The organism is Bradyrhizobium sp. HKCCYLS3013, from assembly GCF_051167615.1.
Classification (GTDB): domain Bacteria; phylum Pseudomonadota; class Alphaproteobacteria; order Rhizobiales; family Xanthobacteraceae; genus Bradyrhizobium.
This window is the reverse complement of sequence record NZ_JBNPTK010000028.1, coordinates 16,181-29,368: the sequence shown is the minus strand read 5'-3', so window position 1 is coordinate 29,368 and position 13,188 is coordinate 16,181. Positions and strand designations below refer to the sequence as shown.

At 66.0% G+C, this 13,188-nt stretch carries 9 protein-coding genes; 5 read left to right on the top strand and 4 right to left on the bottom strand.

Translation table 11 applies throughout. From position 1 onward, the window contains the following. Positions 1–15 precede the first annotated feature (15 nt). The 4 genes from ACQR1F_RS30870 (at position 16) to ACQR1F_RS30855 (ending at position 4,379) form a co-directional block, all read left to right on the top strand. Entirely contained in the window at positions 16–726 is a 711-nt protein-coding gene (locus ACQR1F_RS30870; RefSeq protein ID WP_434914460.1) for a DUF1028 domain-containing protein, read from the top strand. A gap of 84 nt (positions 727–810) precedes the next feature. Continuing rightward, a complete protein-coding gene (locus ACQR1F_RS30865; RefSeq protein ID WP_434914459.1) occupies positions 811–2,322 on the top strand; it encodes an ABC transporter substrate-binding protein in 1,512 nt (503 codons plus the stop codon). A 220-nt stretch (positions 2,323–2,542) separates the two neighbouring features. Beyond that, entirely contained in the window at positions 2,543–3,484 is a 942-nt protein-coding gene (locus ACQR1F_RS30860; RefSeq protein ID WP_316218879.1) for an ABC transporter permease, read from the top strand. Between the two features lie 64 nt (positions 3,485–3,548). Next, positions 3,549–4,379 carry an ABC transporter permease gene (locus tag ACQR1F_RS30855; RefSeq protein WP_316239533.1) on the top strand — a complete coding sequence of 277 codons (831 nt, stop codon included), beginning with the start codon at positions 3,549–3,551 and terminating at the stop codon, positions 4,377–4,379. Between the two features lie 233 nt (positions 4,380–4,612). Here ACQR1F_RS30855 and ACQR1F_RS30850 read toward each other — a convergent pair whose 3' ends face one another. The 3 genes from ACQR1F_RS30850 to ACQR1F_RS30840 form a co-directional block, all read right to left on the bottom strand. Then, positions 4,613–7,711 (bottom strand): MexW/MexI family multidrug efflux RND transporter permease subunit, encoded by a 3,099-nt coding sequence (locus tag ACQR1F_RS30850; protein WP_434840497.1) that lies wholly within the window; start codon positions 7,709–7,711, stop codon positions 4,613–4,615. A gap of 83 nt (positions 7,712–7,794) precedes the next feature. Continuing rightward, positions 7,795–8,985 carry an efflux RND transporter periplasmic adaptor subunit gene (locus tag ACQR1F_RS30845; protein ID WP_315801367.1) on the bottom strand — a complete coding sequence of 397 codons (1,191 nt, stop codon included), beginning with the start codon at positions 8,983–8,985 and terminating at the stop codon, positions 7,795–7,797. Position 8,986: 1 nt separating this feature from the next. Next, entirely contained in the window at positions 8,987–9,673 is a 687-nt protein-coding gene (locus ACQR1F_RS30840) for a TetR/AcrR family transcriptional regulator (RefSeq protein ID WP_315801391.1), read from the bottom strand. Positions 9,674–9,952: 279 nt separating this feature from the next. On the opposite strand from ACQR1F_RS30840, the gene ACQR1F_RS30835 reads away from it, so the two are divergent. Further along, positions 9,953–11,197 carry a cytochrome P450 gene (locus ACQR1F_RS30835; protein ID WP_434847545.1) on the top strand — a complete coding sequence of 415 codons (1,245 nt, stop codon included), beginning with the start codon at positions 9,953–9,955 and terminating at the stop codon, positions 11,195–11,197. A gap of 937 nt (positions 11,198–12,134) precedes the next feature. Here ACQR1F_RS30835 and ACQR1F_RS30830 read toward each other — a convergent pair. Then, entirely contained in the window at positions 12,135–13,076 is a 942-nt protein-coding gene (locus ACQR1F_RS30830) for an NAD(P)H-binding protein (RefSeq protein ID WP_315801392.1), read from the bottom strand. Positions 13,077–13,188: the final 112 nt, after the last annotated feature.

Genomic DNA, 13,188 nt, shown 5'->3' with positions numbered 1-13,188 from the left:
GAGAGCAACGCGACGATGACCTGGTCGATCATTGCCAAGGACGATTTCACCGGCCGGATCGGCATCGCCGTCGCCACCCGCTTCTTCGCCGTCGGCGCGCGCGTGCCCTTCATCGTCGCCGGCCACGGCGGCATCGCCACACAGGCGCTGGTCAATCCCTACTACGGTATCGACGGCGTCACGCTGCTGCGCGACGGCCGGCATCCGCGCGAGATCGTGCAACTGCTGACATCTGCCGATCCCGGCCGCGAGAGCCGCCAGCTCCACATCCTCGATCGCAACGGCCAGATTGCCGCCCACACCGGCCGCGACTGCATCGACTGGTGCGGCCATCTCGAAGGCCGAGGCTTTTCGATTGCCGGCAACATGCTGGCCGGCCCGCAGGTGCTGCACGAAACCGCGAACGCGTTTCTCGCTCATGGCGCCCTGCCCTTTGCGGAGCGTCTGATCGCGGCCATGAAGGCCGGCGAGGCGGCCGGCGGTGACAAGCGCGGCAAACAGTCCGCCGCCCTCCTGGTCCACGGCAAGGAGGAATGGTCCGAGCTCGATCTGCGGGTCGACGATCACGCCGATCCGCTCGCCGAGCTCGCACGCCTGGAAGGCGTCAGCCGCAGGCATTGGGCGGTGTTCCGGCAGTTCATGCCGACGCGCGACAATCCGGCGGGGATTACGGATCGCGCCACGATCGATGCCGGCATCGCCGCGGCGCTCGCGAGCCAGACATGACCGAGCCGGAAGGACGGCGCGTGACCGGGGTTGGTATGGATAGTGCAAAAACGCAGGCTGCATTTTCGTAGGGGACATCGGATGATGAGGAACTGGTGCTTGGCCGCCGTCGCGGCCGTTGTCGTGGCCTCCTGGGGGCCGGCCGCGCAGGCGCAGACCACCTTGCGCATCGGCCTTGCCGAGGACCCCGACGTTCTCGATCCGACCATGGCCCGCACCTATGTCGGGCGCATCGTGTTCGCCGCCACCTGCGACAAGCTGTTCGACATCGACGAGAAGCTCAACATCGTGCCGCAGCTGGCGCTGTCGCAGGAGACCTCCGCCGACGGCAAGGAGGTCACCATCAAGCTGCGGCCCGGCGTGAAGTTTCACGACGGCGAGCCGTTCGACGCCGAGGCCGCCAAATTCTCGCTCGACCGCCACCTGACCTTTCCCGGCTCGTTCCGCAAGCCTGAGCTGGCCTCGCTCGATCATGTCGACGTCGTCGATCCCCTGACGATCAAGCTGGTGTTGAAAGCGCCGTTCTCGCCGCTGATCGCCCAGTTCACCGACCGCGCCGGCATGATGGTGTCGCCGAAGGCCGCCAGGGAGGCCGGCGACAAGTTCGGCCTGCATCCGGTGTGCGCCGGTCCGTACAAGTTCGTCGAACGTGTCCAGCAGGACAAGATCGTGTTCGAGAAGTTCGCCGACTACTGGAACAAGGACAACGTCTTCATCGACAAGATCGTCTACCAGCCGATCGTCGACGCCACGGTGCGGCTGGCGAACCTGAAGTCGGGTGCCCTCGACCTGATCGAGCGCGTGCTCGCGACCGATATCAAGGATGTCCGCGCCGATTCCAGGCTTGCGCTGTCGACTGCGATCGAGCTCGGTTACCAGGGCATCACGCTCAACATCGGCAAGGACAAGGCCAAGGGCCCACTCAGCCAGTCAGCCAAGGTGCGCCAGGCGCTCGATCTCGCGATCGACCGCGAGGCGCTCAACCAGGTGGTCTTCAACGGCGAATTCATGCCGGGCAACCAATGGGTCAATCCCTCGCATCCGTATTATCAGAAGGCCTTCCCGGTGCGTGCCCGCGATGTCGAGAAGGCAAAGGCGCTGCTGAAAGAGGCCGGCGTGACGACGCCTGTCGCGGTCGACTTCATGGTACCGAAGGGTGCCGAGACCGAGGCGGCCGCCCAGGTGGTACAGTCGATGGCCGCCGAGGCCGGCTTCGACATGAAGATCCGTGTGACGGAGTTCGCGACCTCGCTGAAGCAGGCCGAGGCCGGCGACTATCAGGCGTTCATGCTGTCATGGAGCGGCCGGATCGATCCTGACGGCAACAGCTACGTGTTCTTGCACAGCAACGCGCCGCAGAACTACAGCGTCTGGGCCAATGCCGAGGCCGACAAGGCGCTCAGCGACGCGCGGCTGGTGACCGACATGGCCCAGCGCAAGGCGCTCTACGAGAAGCTGACCAAGCTCGAGATCGAGGACGAGCCGATCCTCTACCTCTATCACCGCCGCATCCTGATCGCGCACACCAAGAAGCTCGAGGGCTACAAGCAGATGCCGGACGGCCTGGTGAGGGTGGTCGGGCTGAAGCTGAAGTGAGCGGTCAGGTGGCACCTGGTCGTTGGGACGCGCAGCCGGCGCCCCGCACTCACTCCGCTCCCTCCCCCCTTGTGGGGGAGGGTTGGGGAGGGGGGTGCCACGCACTCCGATCTCGCTTGGGGCACCCCCCTCCCTGTCCCTCCCCCACAAGGGGGGAGGGAACGCAAGCGGCACGACCGGAGTCTGATTGCAAGCATCAGCGTCGGGAGAGGCACTGATCATGCTGACCTTCCTCGCCCGCCGCATCGCCCAGATCATTCCGACCTTGATCTTCGTCTCGATCCTGATCTTCTCGCTGCAACAGCTCCTGCCCGGCGATCCCGCGCTGGTGATGGCCGGCGAGGAGCGCGATCCCGCCGTGATCGAGCAGATCCGCAAGCAGTATCGCCTCGACCAGCCGCTGCCCGTCCAGTACGGCTACTGGATCAAGGGCGTGCTCTCGGGCGATTTCGGCGAGTCGCTGCGCATCAAGATGCCGGTGCGCGACCTCATCCTGCAGAAGCTGCCCGTGACCCTGCAGCTCGCGGCGATGGCGATCGTGATCGCGTTCCTGATCGGCATTCCCGCCGGCATCGTTTCCGCCGTGAAGCGCGGGACGGCCTGGGACTATGCCGCCAACCTGTTCGCACTGTGGGGCATCTCGACGCCGAACTTCTGGCTCGGCATCATGCTGATCTTCCTGTTCTCGATCCAGCTCGGCTGGCTCCCCGCCTCCGGCTACGTCTCGCCCGCCGAGGACTGGCGCGCCAGCCTCGCCGCCACCATCATGCCGGCCTTCGTGCTCGGCAACGCCATCGCCGCGATCCTGATGCGCCACACCCGCAGCGCGATGCTGCAGGTCCTGGGCAGCGACTACATCCGCACCGCGCGCGCCAAGGGCATCTCCGAGCGCCAGGTCATCCTGCGCCACGCGCTGCGCAATGCCCTGACGCCGGTGATCACGCTCGGCGCGCTCGAGCTCGGGACGCTGTTGTCCGGCGCCGTGCTGACCGAGCAGATCTTCTCGATCCCCGGCTTCGGCAAGCTGATCGTCGACGCCGTGTTCAACCGCGACTACGCCGTCGTGCAGGGCGTCGTGCTGGTCACCGCCACCGTCTACATCATGCTGAACCTGATCGCCGATCTCGCTTATGTCCTCGTCAATCCGCGCTTGAGGAGCTGACATGGCCGAGACGACGCTGTCAGCTCCATCAGGCGCGCGCGCCCTCGCCCCGCTCGAGCGGCCGATGCAGCGCACCTGGCGCCGGCTGGTAAAGCGCAAAGGCGCAATGGTCGGGCTCGGCCTGATCACGGCCTTCATCCTGCTCGCCGTATCAGCGCCGCTGGTGGCGCCCTACGATCCCGTCAAGACGAGCTGGGCGCTCGTGCGCAAGGCGCCGTCCGCGGCGCATTGGTTCGGCACCGACGATCTCGGCCGCGACGTGCTGGCCCGCGTGATCTATGGAGCGCGCGCCTCGCTGCTGGCCGGCGCGATCTCGGTCGCCATCGCGCTGGCGATCGGCGTCCCCATCGGCATGACCGCAGGCTATCGCGGCGGCTTCATCGATGCCCTGATCAGCCGCATCACCGACGCGATGCTGGCCTGCCCGTTCCTGATCCTGGCGATCGCGCTGGCGGCGTTTCTGGGCCCGAGCCTCGGCAATGCGATGATCGCGATTGGCATCTCGGCGACGCCGATCTTCGTCCGGCTGACCCGCGGCGAGGTGCTGAGCGTCAAGGTCGAGGAATATGTCGAGGCCGCCCGCAGCGTCGGCGATACCGACCTGCAGATCGCGGTCAGGCACATCCTGCCCAACATCATGCCGGCGCTGCTGGTGCAGGCGACGCTGTCGGTCGCCGCCGCCATCATCGCCGAAGCCGCGCTGTCATTCTTAGGTCTGGGCCAGCAGCCGCCGGCCCCGTCCTGGGGCAGCATGCTCAACGCCGCCCAGCGCTTCCTCACCAATGCCCCCTGGATGGCGATCTGGCCGGGGCTCGCGATCTTCCTGGTGGTGCTGTCCCTCAACCTCCTCGGCGACGGCCTGCGCGACGCGCTCGATCCGCAGCAGGAGGAGTAGGCCCTCGCTAGCGCAACACCCTCCAGTGTCGTCCCGGCGAACGCCGGGACCCATAGCCACCGTCGGTCGTTGTTGCGCGAGAAGGTCACTCCGCGCCTGCCTCAAACCACTGCCTGGGGTTATGGGTCCCGGCGTTCGCCGGGACGACAGCGAGGGGTATCGAGAGACCGGTCAAAACAAAACGGCGGCTGCCAGGGCAGCCGCCGTCGATGTCGTGAGACCAGGCGCCCTCGTCACGTCGCCTTCAGCGCATGATCGGTCTCGGCGTCGAACTGCGCGATCTGCCGGGCGCGCTGCGACTTGGCGGCGGCCTGGTGGTTGGTGGCGATGACGGTGTAGACGGCCGGCAGCACGAACAGCGTGAACAGCGTGCCGATCGACATGCCGGCGACGACGACGAGGCCGATCGAGAAGCGGCTGGCGGCTCCGGCGCCGGTCGCGGTCAGGAGCGGGATCAGGCCGGTGACCATCGCCGCCGTGGTCATCAGGATCGGCCGCAGGCGGATGCGCGCGGACGTCTCGATGGCGGTGCGGCGGTCCATCCCCTCGTTGAGCTGCAGCTCGTTGGCGAACTCCACCATCAGGATGCCGTGCTTGGTGATCAGGCCGACCAGGGTCAGCAGGCCGACCTGGGTGTAGATGTTCATGGTCGCCAGCCCGAAGAACAGCGGGATCAGGGCGCCGACGATCGCCATGGGCACGCTGATCATGATGACCAGCGGATCCCTGAGGCTCTCGAACTGCGCCGCCAGCACCAGAAAGATGATGATCAGCGCGAAGCCGAAGGTGATGGCGAGCTGATTGCCCTCCTGGACGTATTGACGGGCGTCGGCGAGATAGTCGTGGCTGAAGCCGGACGGCAGGTTCTTGGCCTGCTTCTCCAGGAAGTCGACCGCCTGCCCCACGGTGACGCCCGGCATCGGCACGGCGGAGAAGGTCGCCGAGTTGAGCTGGTTGAAATGCGTCAGCGAGTTCGGGTCGGTCGCGGTCTCGATGCTGACGACGGTCGACAGCGGCACCTGCTGGCCGGCCGAGGTCGCGACATAGTAGCCGGACAGCGATTCCGGCGAGATCCGCTTGTCGCGCGGCACCTGCGGAATCACCTGATAGGAGCGGCCCTCGAGGTTGAAGCGGTTGATGTAGTTGCCGCCGAGCAGCACGGCCAGTGTGTTGCCGATCGACTGCATGTTGATGCCGAGATCGCTCGCCTTGCTGCGATCGATCGAGACCTTGACCACCGGCTGATTGAAATCGAGGTCGCTGTCGGAGACGATGAACATGCCGCTCTTGCGGGCGGCGTCCTTCAGCTTGGCCATCTGCTCATAGACCGCCTGGAAGCCGCTGGTCGAGCTGATCACCATCTGCACCGGCAGGCCGCCGGGGCCGCCCGGCAGCGCCGGCAGGTTGAAGGCGAAGGCGTTGATGCCCTCGATCTTCGACAGCTCCGCCTGCACCAGCGGCTTCAGCTTGATCGAGGAGCGCGTGCGCTCGTCCCACGGCTTGAGCAGCATGCCGGCGAAGCCGCCCTGCGGGCCCTGGATGCCGTTCAGGACGAAGCGCAGATCGGTCTCGGGGAATTTCTGGAACGCCTTGTCGACCTTGTCGGTGTAGAAGTTGATGTAGTCGATATTGGCGTATTTCGGCGCCTTGGTGATCGAGAACACGATGCCCTGATCCTCCTCCGGCGCCAGCTCCTTGGCGGTGTGCATGTAGAGGAAGCCGACGAGGCCGAGGATCGTCAGCGCGAACAGCGCCGTCACCGGCCGGTAGTCGAGTGAGCGGTCGAGCTGGCGGCCGTACCAGCGCGTCATCGCGCCGAACACCCGGTTGACGAGCCGCGCGAAGCGGCCCTCCTCGGCGCTGCGCAGCAGCACCGAGCACATCATCGGCGACAGGGTCAGGGCGATCACGCCGGAGACGATGACCGAGCCGGCGAGCGTGAAGGCGAATTCGCGGAACAGCGAGCCGGTGAGACCGCCGAGGAAGCCGATGGGGGCATACACCGCAGCCAGGGTGATCGTCATCGAGATGACGGGGCCGACGATCTCGCGGGCGCCCTGCAGCGCAGCCTGCACGGGTGCCTTGCCCTCCTCCAGATGGCGGTGGATGTTCTCCACCACGACGATGGCGTCGTCCACGACGAGGCCGATCGCCAGAACCATCGCCAGCAGGGTCAGCAGGTTGATGCTGAAGCCAAGCGCCAGCATCATCGTGCAGACGCCGATCAGCGACAGCGGGATCGTCACGACGGGGATGATGACCGAGCGCAGCGAGGCCAGGAACAGGAAGATGACCACGATGACGATCAGCACGGCCTCGCCGAGCGTGTGCTCGACCTCGTCGATCGACGACTGGATGAACTTGGTGGAATCGTAGGCCACCTTCATCTTCATCGACGGCGGCAGGTTGCGCTCGAGGTCCGGGAACAGCGCGCGCACACCCCTGACGATGTTGAGCGGGTTGCCCTGTGGCGTCGCATCGACGCCGATGAAGATGGCGCGCTCGCCGTTGAAGGCGACGCTGGCGTCGGTGCTCTGCGCCGCGAGCTCGACGGTCGCGATATCCTCCATGCGAACGAAGCCGCCGTCCTTGGCCTTGACGATCATCCGCTTGAACTGGTTGACGTCGGTCAGGCCGGTATTGGTCGTGACGTTGGAGACGATGAAGTAGCCCTTGGCCTGTCCGGCCGCGGACTGGAAGTTGTTGGCCGCGATCGCTGCCGCGACGTCGGTCGGCGACACGTTGCGGCCGGCCATCTTCTCGGGGTTGAGCCAGATCCGCATCGCAAAGGTCTGGCCGCCGAGAATGTTCGCCGCGGCGACGCCGTCGACCGTCGACAGCACCGGCTGGACCACGCGCGTCAGGTAGTCGGATATCGCCGATCCCGACAGCTCCTCGCTGGAGAAGCCGAGATACATCACCGAGGTCGTCTGGCCCGTCGTCTTGGTGACGATCGGGTCGTTGGATTCCTTCGGGATCAGGTAGCGGACCGAATTGACCTTGGCGAGCACCTCGGTGAGCGCCTGGTTCGGATCGAAATTCAGCTTGATGAACACCTGGATCGTGCTGGTGCCCTGCACCGAGGACGAGGTGATGTAGTCGACGCCCTCGGCGGAGGCGACCGCCTGCTCCAGCGGGGTGGTGATGAAGCCCTGCATCAGGTCGGCGGACGCGCCGGGATAGACCGTCGTGACGTTGACGACCGTGTTCGACAGCTTCGGATATTGCCGGATCGGCAGCACGAAGGCGGCGCGCAGGCCGAGCAGCAGAATGAGCAGGCTGACCACGACCGACAGCACCGGGCGCTTGATGAAGATATCGGTGAAACGCATCGCGGCAATCCCGTCAGCAGAGGTCAGATGAGGTCCGGACGGGCCGCCACGATCAGGCGGCCCGGCATTGGCTCAGAGGGCGCTCAGTAGCGCGGCGGCTTCGCCGGGACCGGCGGCAGCGGATCTGTGGAGATCGCGACCGCGGCGCCGGACTGGATCTTGAGCTGGCCGACGGCGACGACGCGATCGCCTTCCTTGAGGCCCTTGAGGATCACCGCGCGGCCGTTGATGCGGTCGCCGGTCTGCACATAGATGCGGTCGGCCGTCAGCGCGGTCTTGCCGTCGTCGGTCTTCTTCTCGTTGATGACGAACACCGAGTCGCCATAGAGCGTGTAGTCGACAGCGGTCTCCGGCACCGTCAGCACCGGCGGCTTGTCCGGCAGCACGACCGTGGTGGTCGCGAACATGCCGGGCCTGAGGATGCGCTCCGGATTGGCGATCGTCGCCTGCACCCGGATGTTGCGTGTGTCGGTCGCGATCTGCGGCTCGATCGTGGTGATCTTGCCCTCGAACGTCTTGCCCGGATAGGCATCGACGCCGACGCGCACGGTCTGTCCGACCTTGAGCTGACCGCTGTCCTTTTCGGTCACGGTGAAGTTGACCCAGAGCTGCGACAGATCGGTCAGCGACACGATCTGCGATCCGGCGGACAGATACTGGCCGACTTCGACCTTGCGGACGCCGAGGTCGCCGTCGAACGGCGCGCGCACGAGCTTCTGCGCGATCAGCGCTTCGGTCTTGGCGACGCCGGCCTGGGCCTGGTCGTAGGCGGCCTGGGCCTGGTCGACGGTCGCCTGCGGGCCGAACTGGCGCGAGGCCAATTGCTTGGCTCGGTCGAGCGACAATTGCGCCACGGTGACCTGGGCCTTGTAGTTGGCGAGGTCGCCCTGCTCCGGCGCATCATAGAGCTGCACCAGCGGCGTGCCCTGCTTCACCGTCGTGCCCGGCGTGAACATGATGTCGGTGATGCGGCCCGAGGCGTCGGAGGTGACGTTGACCTGATGAACGGCGGCGAGATCGCCGACTGCGGTCAACAGGTTCGGCACCGTCTCCGAACTCGCCGTCGCGACGCTGACATTGAGCGGCGGTGGCTTCATGTTGGCGAAGAACTGCGCGATCATCTTGTCGCGGAACATGTTGAACCACACGAAGCCGCCGACCAGCGCCGCGAGCAGCGCGCCCACGACGATGAACCACAGCACCGGGCGGGTGCGCTTGCGCGGCTTGTCGTCGACCGGCTTTCCGGAGAGCTTGGGTTCCGTCGCAATGTTCATGTCATGCACTTTCTGCCGTCGCCGGCCGGGCCGGAGGTTGCGACAATTCGTGATCGAGGTGGCACGCAATGGCGGCATCGGTCAGGCCGATGCCGCGGAGAATGAATTCGCTGAGCTGGCGCTCCAGGCTCGCAGCAGTTCCATACGGCACACACGGAACGGATGGAAGCCGCGTCAAGGCCGCCATCAATACGGTGTGGTGCGCGAACCAGAACAGGTCACGGGGCGCAGCCACGAGACGCACGGCATCACCACACGCAACGGCGCTTTCCAAGGAGTTAACGAACTTGGCGCCGATCAGATCATCGATCTTCGTATACAGCAGCCTTGCGAATTCGCCATCGTCGAGATGGCTCGACGCCATCAGCCGCAGCCGCTGCTCTTCTTCCTCATTGGGGCCGTCGGCGATCCCGAGGAAATGCCGGACCATCCCGGCCATCATCATGACCAGCGTCGCGGTCGAAGGTTCCTGACTGAGCAGCACCTCGAAATCCGGATCGGTCTCGCACTCCTCGGTGAGGATCTCCGCATAGAGCGCCGCCTTGGAGGGGAAATGTTTGAACAGCAGCGCTTCGGAGATCGCCGCCGCCGCGGCCACGCTCTTGGTCGTGGTGCCGGCATAGCCATGACGCGCGAAGCAGCGCTTGGCTGCACCGAGGATCAGCTGCCTCCGGAGATCGCTTGTCATGCGCAAAGTGGACATCGGCCGTGAGTAAATACTCACTTGATCTATGTCAAGAAAGATGCCGCGGCGCAGCAGGGTCGGCGGCCAAGTCCCTGAAATTACAGGTGGGATTTCACGGGCGCCAAAGGCAATTCTATACCTCTCAAAGCGGCGGATCTGCGGCACCGCTCCATCGATGGGTGCAATACCGCGCGGGACCACCGCCGCGGGCGCATTTTCTTCCGCCGCGCGCCATGCGACGGTCACCGCGACAACAACAAGAATCGGCCGGGAGGACCAGACATGACCGACGACGCAGCGCTCGCCAGCCAGTTCGATCTCGAGAGCCTGACGCCGGAGTTCTACGCCGATCCCTACCCGACCTATCGCGCGCTGCGCCGGCACGCCCCGGTCAAGCGCATGCGCAACGGCTCCTATTTCCTCACCCGCTACGACGATCTGGTCACCGCCTACAAGGCAACCAGGACGTTCTCGTCGGACAAGAAGCGCGAGTTCGCGCCGAAATACGGCAACTCGCTGCTGTACGAGCATCACACGACGAGCCTCGTCTTCAACGATCCTCCGGCGCACACGCGGGTGCGCCGCCTGATCATGGGCGCGCTGTCGCCGCGCGCGATCGCCGAGATGGAGCCTGCGCTGATCGCGCTGGTCGACGGGCTGCTCGACCGGATCGCGACCAAGGACAGATTCGAGCTGATCGAGGATTTCGCCGCCGCGATTCCGATCGAGGTGATCGGCAACCTGCTCGGCGTGCCGCATGACGAGCGCGCGCCGCTGCGCGACTGGTCTCTCGCCATCCTCGGCGCGCTGGAGCCGGTGCTGACGCCGGAGCAGTTGTCACGCGGCAACCAGGCCGTCGGAGAGTTCTTGGCCTATCTCGAAACCCTGGTCGCGCGCCGGCGCGCCGCCCCCGGCAATCCCGAGCGCGACGTGCTGACGCGGCTGATCCAGGGCGAGGCCGACGGCGAGCGGCTGAGCGAGACGGAGCTGCTGCACAACTGCATCTTCCTGCTCAATGCCGGCCACGAGACCACGACCAATCTGATCGGCAACGGCCTCGTGCTGCTGTGCCAGCATCCGGCCGAGCGGCAGCGGCTGATCGAGGCGCCCGGCCTGATCCGCACCGCGGTCGAAGAAATCCTGCGCTACGAGAGCTCCAACCAGCTCGGCAACCGGATGACCACGGAGCCCGTCGAGCTCGGCGGCGTCAGGCTCGAGGCTGGCACCTCCGTCACGCTGTGCATCGGCGCCGCGAACCGCGACCCCGCCCAGTTCGACGACCCCGAACGCTTCGACATCGCCCGCCCCGCCAACCGCCACCTCGCCTTCGGCACCGGCGCCCACCAATGCGCCGGCATGGCGCTGGCAAGGCTGGAGGGCGCGGTGGCGATCTCGCGGTTTCTGGCGCGGTTTCCGAACTATCAGCTGGACGGCGAGGCGGTGCGTGGGGGGCGGGTCAGATTTCGCGGGTTTGCGAGCGTGCCGTGTGTGGTTGGGGGGCTGACGCGATCGTCGCTCTCGCGATAGCCCCTCGGTCTTGACTTCAGACGGCCCAGCCATGACGGCCTGGGCGGCAGTTCGTAGGGCGGATTAGCGAAGCGTAATCCGCCGCTGACACGGTCAACTGCTGTTGAAGGACACGCTCTGCTGCTGGCGCGGCGGATTACGCTTCGCTAATCCGCCCTACCGACTTTACGTAGCGCTCCTCGCTTTGTTTTCGAATTGCAAGATTTTTGTTTCGCTTCATCAGAAATCATGTTATACGCGCGCCGTCCCGTCTCACAAGAGGGGCGCTTCGCGGTCGTCACGAACGTTGAGGCGGGATGCGGTGGGCGTGTTGGTGTCGCAGCGTGGTTTTCCGCGCCGACGAACGGCATCGATGCGCACGGTCAAGTCGCGTGGTCCTGACACCCCGACGCTGGTGTCACGCTTGCGTTGGCGCTCACGCGCCGCGCGGGCAACGGTGGCCAGAAAGCCCGGAGCACCGGGGAGAACGCGAAGCAGCCGTCAAAACCATCGCGCGGGGAATGCCGGGATGTCTCGGCTGAACCTGTGGTTCCTGCCGCCTGCATTTTTTTCCGCAGGCGGGCCATGGGTGCGGCCAGCGCCCGGCATTCCCCGTGCCCTCTTTTCGGAGAGGGCAGGACGAAGCGCAAAGCTCGGACGCGAACCGCGCCGCGAGGGGGTGACCGCATGTCTCACCGCCTTCAGCACAAGTCTCATCGGCCCAAACACAGCTCTCACCATCGTCATTGCGAGCGAGGCGACGTGTCCGCCAAAGCCCGAAGGGCGACGGCGGAAGCAATCCAGGGCCGCGCGGGCGACTCTGGATTGCTTCGTCGCTTGCGCTCCTCGCAATGACGCCGCGCATAAGGAGACCGCCGAGGGGCAAGCTATTGAGTTACTCGTCATGCCCGGCCATGACGATGGAGAGGGTGGAATGCTCAACAGCGCGCTGGCGATTTCAGAACACCGCGTGGTCGCCGCGCTCGGCCGTGGCCTCGCCGCGGATCAGCCTGGCGTAGTAGTCGAACAGCGTCTCCGAACCCGTCGACGGCGTGGCGTCGGCGTCGTAGCGGCCGGTGGCGGGGTCGAGCACCAGCATGGATTCGGTGGCGTAGTAGCGGCCGATGCGGGCGAGCTCCGCCTTGTCGGCGAGCGACGGCACGACCCGACCGGCAAGATCGAGCCCGCGGATGACGACGTCGAGCAGCGCCACCGGGACGTGGCGGATGTGCGGCTTGCGTCCGAGCAGCGCGAACAGATGCTCGCCCTGCTCCAGCGGCGTGATGGCCGGTCCGGGGCCGCCGATTGGCAGCACGCGATTCCAGCAGCTCTCGTCATCGAGGCAGCCGGCCAAGTAGTCGCCGAGATCGGCGTCGCTGATCGGCTTGCACGCGGTGAGACGGCCATCGCCGAACACGAGATATGGCCGGCCCTGTCTGACACGCTCGACCTGCCCGGACAGCGACTTGAAGAACGCGGTGGGACGAACGATCGAATGGATCAGGCCCTGCTCCATCAGATGCGCTTCGAACGCCAGCTTGGCCTGCTGAAACGCCAGCAGCGGCTTCTGCACGCAGATGGCAGACAGCATCACGAAGTGCGTCACGCCTGCTTCGCGGGCCGCTTCCAGCACGTTCACATGCGCCTGGTGGTCGACCGCCCAGGCATCGCGCGGCACACCGGTCCGCGATGCCATGCAGGACACCACGGCGTCGAAATGCTCGCCGCGAAAGCCGTCCCGCGCCAGCGAGACGGGATCGGTGACGTCGCCCGTTCTGACGGTGGCGCCCTGGACCCGCACGGCGTCCTGGCGCGGACGGACGAAGCAGACCACCTCATGCCCCCGCGCGACCAGCGCACGCACGGTGGCGCGGCCGATCGTTCCCGTCGCGCCGAGCATGAAGACACGGCGCGGACCAGACGAAGGGACGACGATAGGAGAGGTCATCGGCTGAGGCGAAACTCTGGAAACCGTCCCAATCTATATCACCGCCTGCCCTTGCGCGGCGTCG

Excerpts from the sequence above, each read along its gene's own strand:
- ACQR1F_RS30870 (WP_434914460.1), top strand. The coding sequence starts at position 16 with ATGACCTGGTCGATCATTGCCAAGGACGATTTCACCGGCCGGATCGGC.
- ACQR1F_RS30865 (WP_434914459.1), top strand. The coding sequence starts at position 811 with ATGAGGAACTGGTGCTTGGCCGCCGTCGCGGCCGTTGTCGTGGCCTCC.
- ACQR1F_RS30860 (WP_316218879.1), top strand. The coding sequence starts at position 2,543 with ATGCTGACCTTCCTCGCCCGCCGCATCGCCCAGATCATTCCGACCTTG.
- ACQR1F_RS30855 (WP_316239533.1), top strand. The coding sequence starts at position 3,549 with ATGCAGCGCACCTGGCGCCGGCTGGTAAAGCGCAAAGGCGCAATGGTC.
- ACQR1F_RS30850 (WP_434840497.1), bottom strand. The coding sequence starts at position 7,711 with ATGCGTTTCACCGATATCTTCATCAAGCGCCCGGTGCTGTCGGTCGTG.
- ACQR1F_RS30845 (WP_315801367.1), bottom strand. The coding sequence starts at position 8,985 with ATGAACATTGCGACGGAACCCAAGCTCTCCGGAAAGCCGGTCGACGAC.
- ACQR1F_RS30840 (WP_315801391.1), bottom strand. The coding sequence starts at position 9,673 with ATGACAAGCGATCTCCGGAGGCAGCTGATCCTCGGTGCAGCCAAGCGC.
- ACQR1F_RS30835 (WP_434847545.1), top strand. The coding sequence starts at position 9,953 with ATGACCGACGACGCAGCGCTCGCCAGCCAGTTCGATCTCGAGAGCCTG.
- ACQR1F_RS30830 (WP_315801392.1), bottom strand. The coding sequence starts at position 13,076 with ATGCTCGGCGCGACGGGAACGATCGGCCGCGCCACCGTGCGTGCGCTG.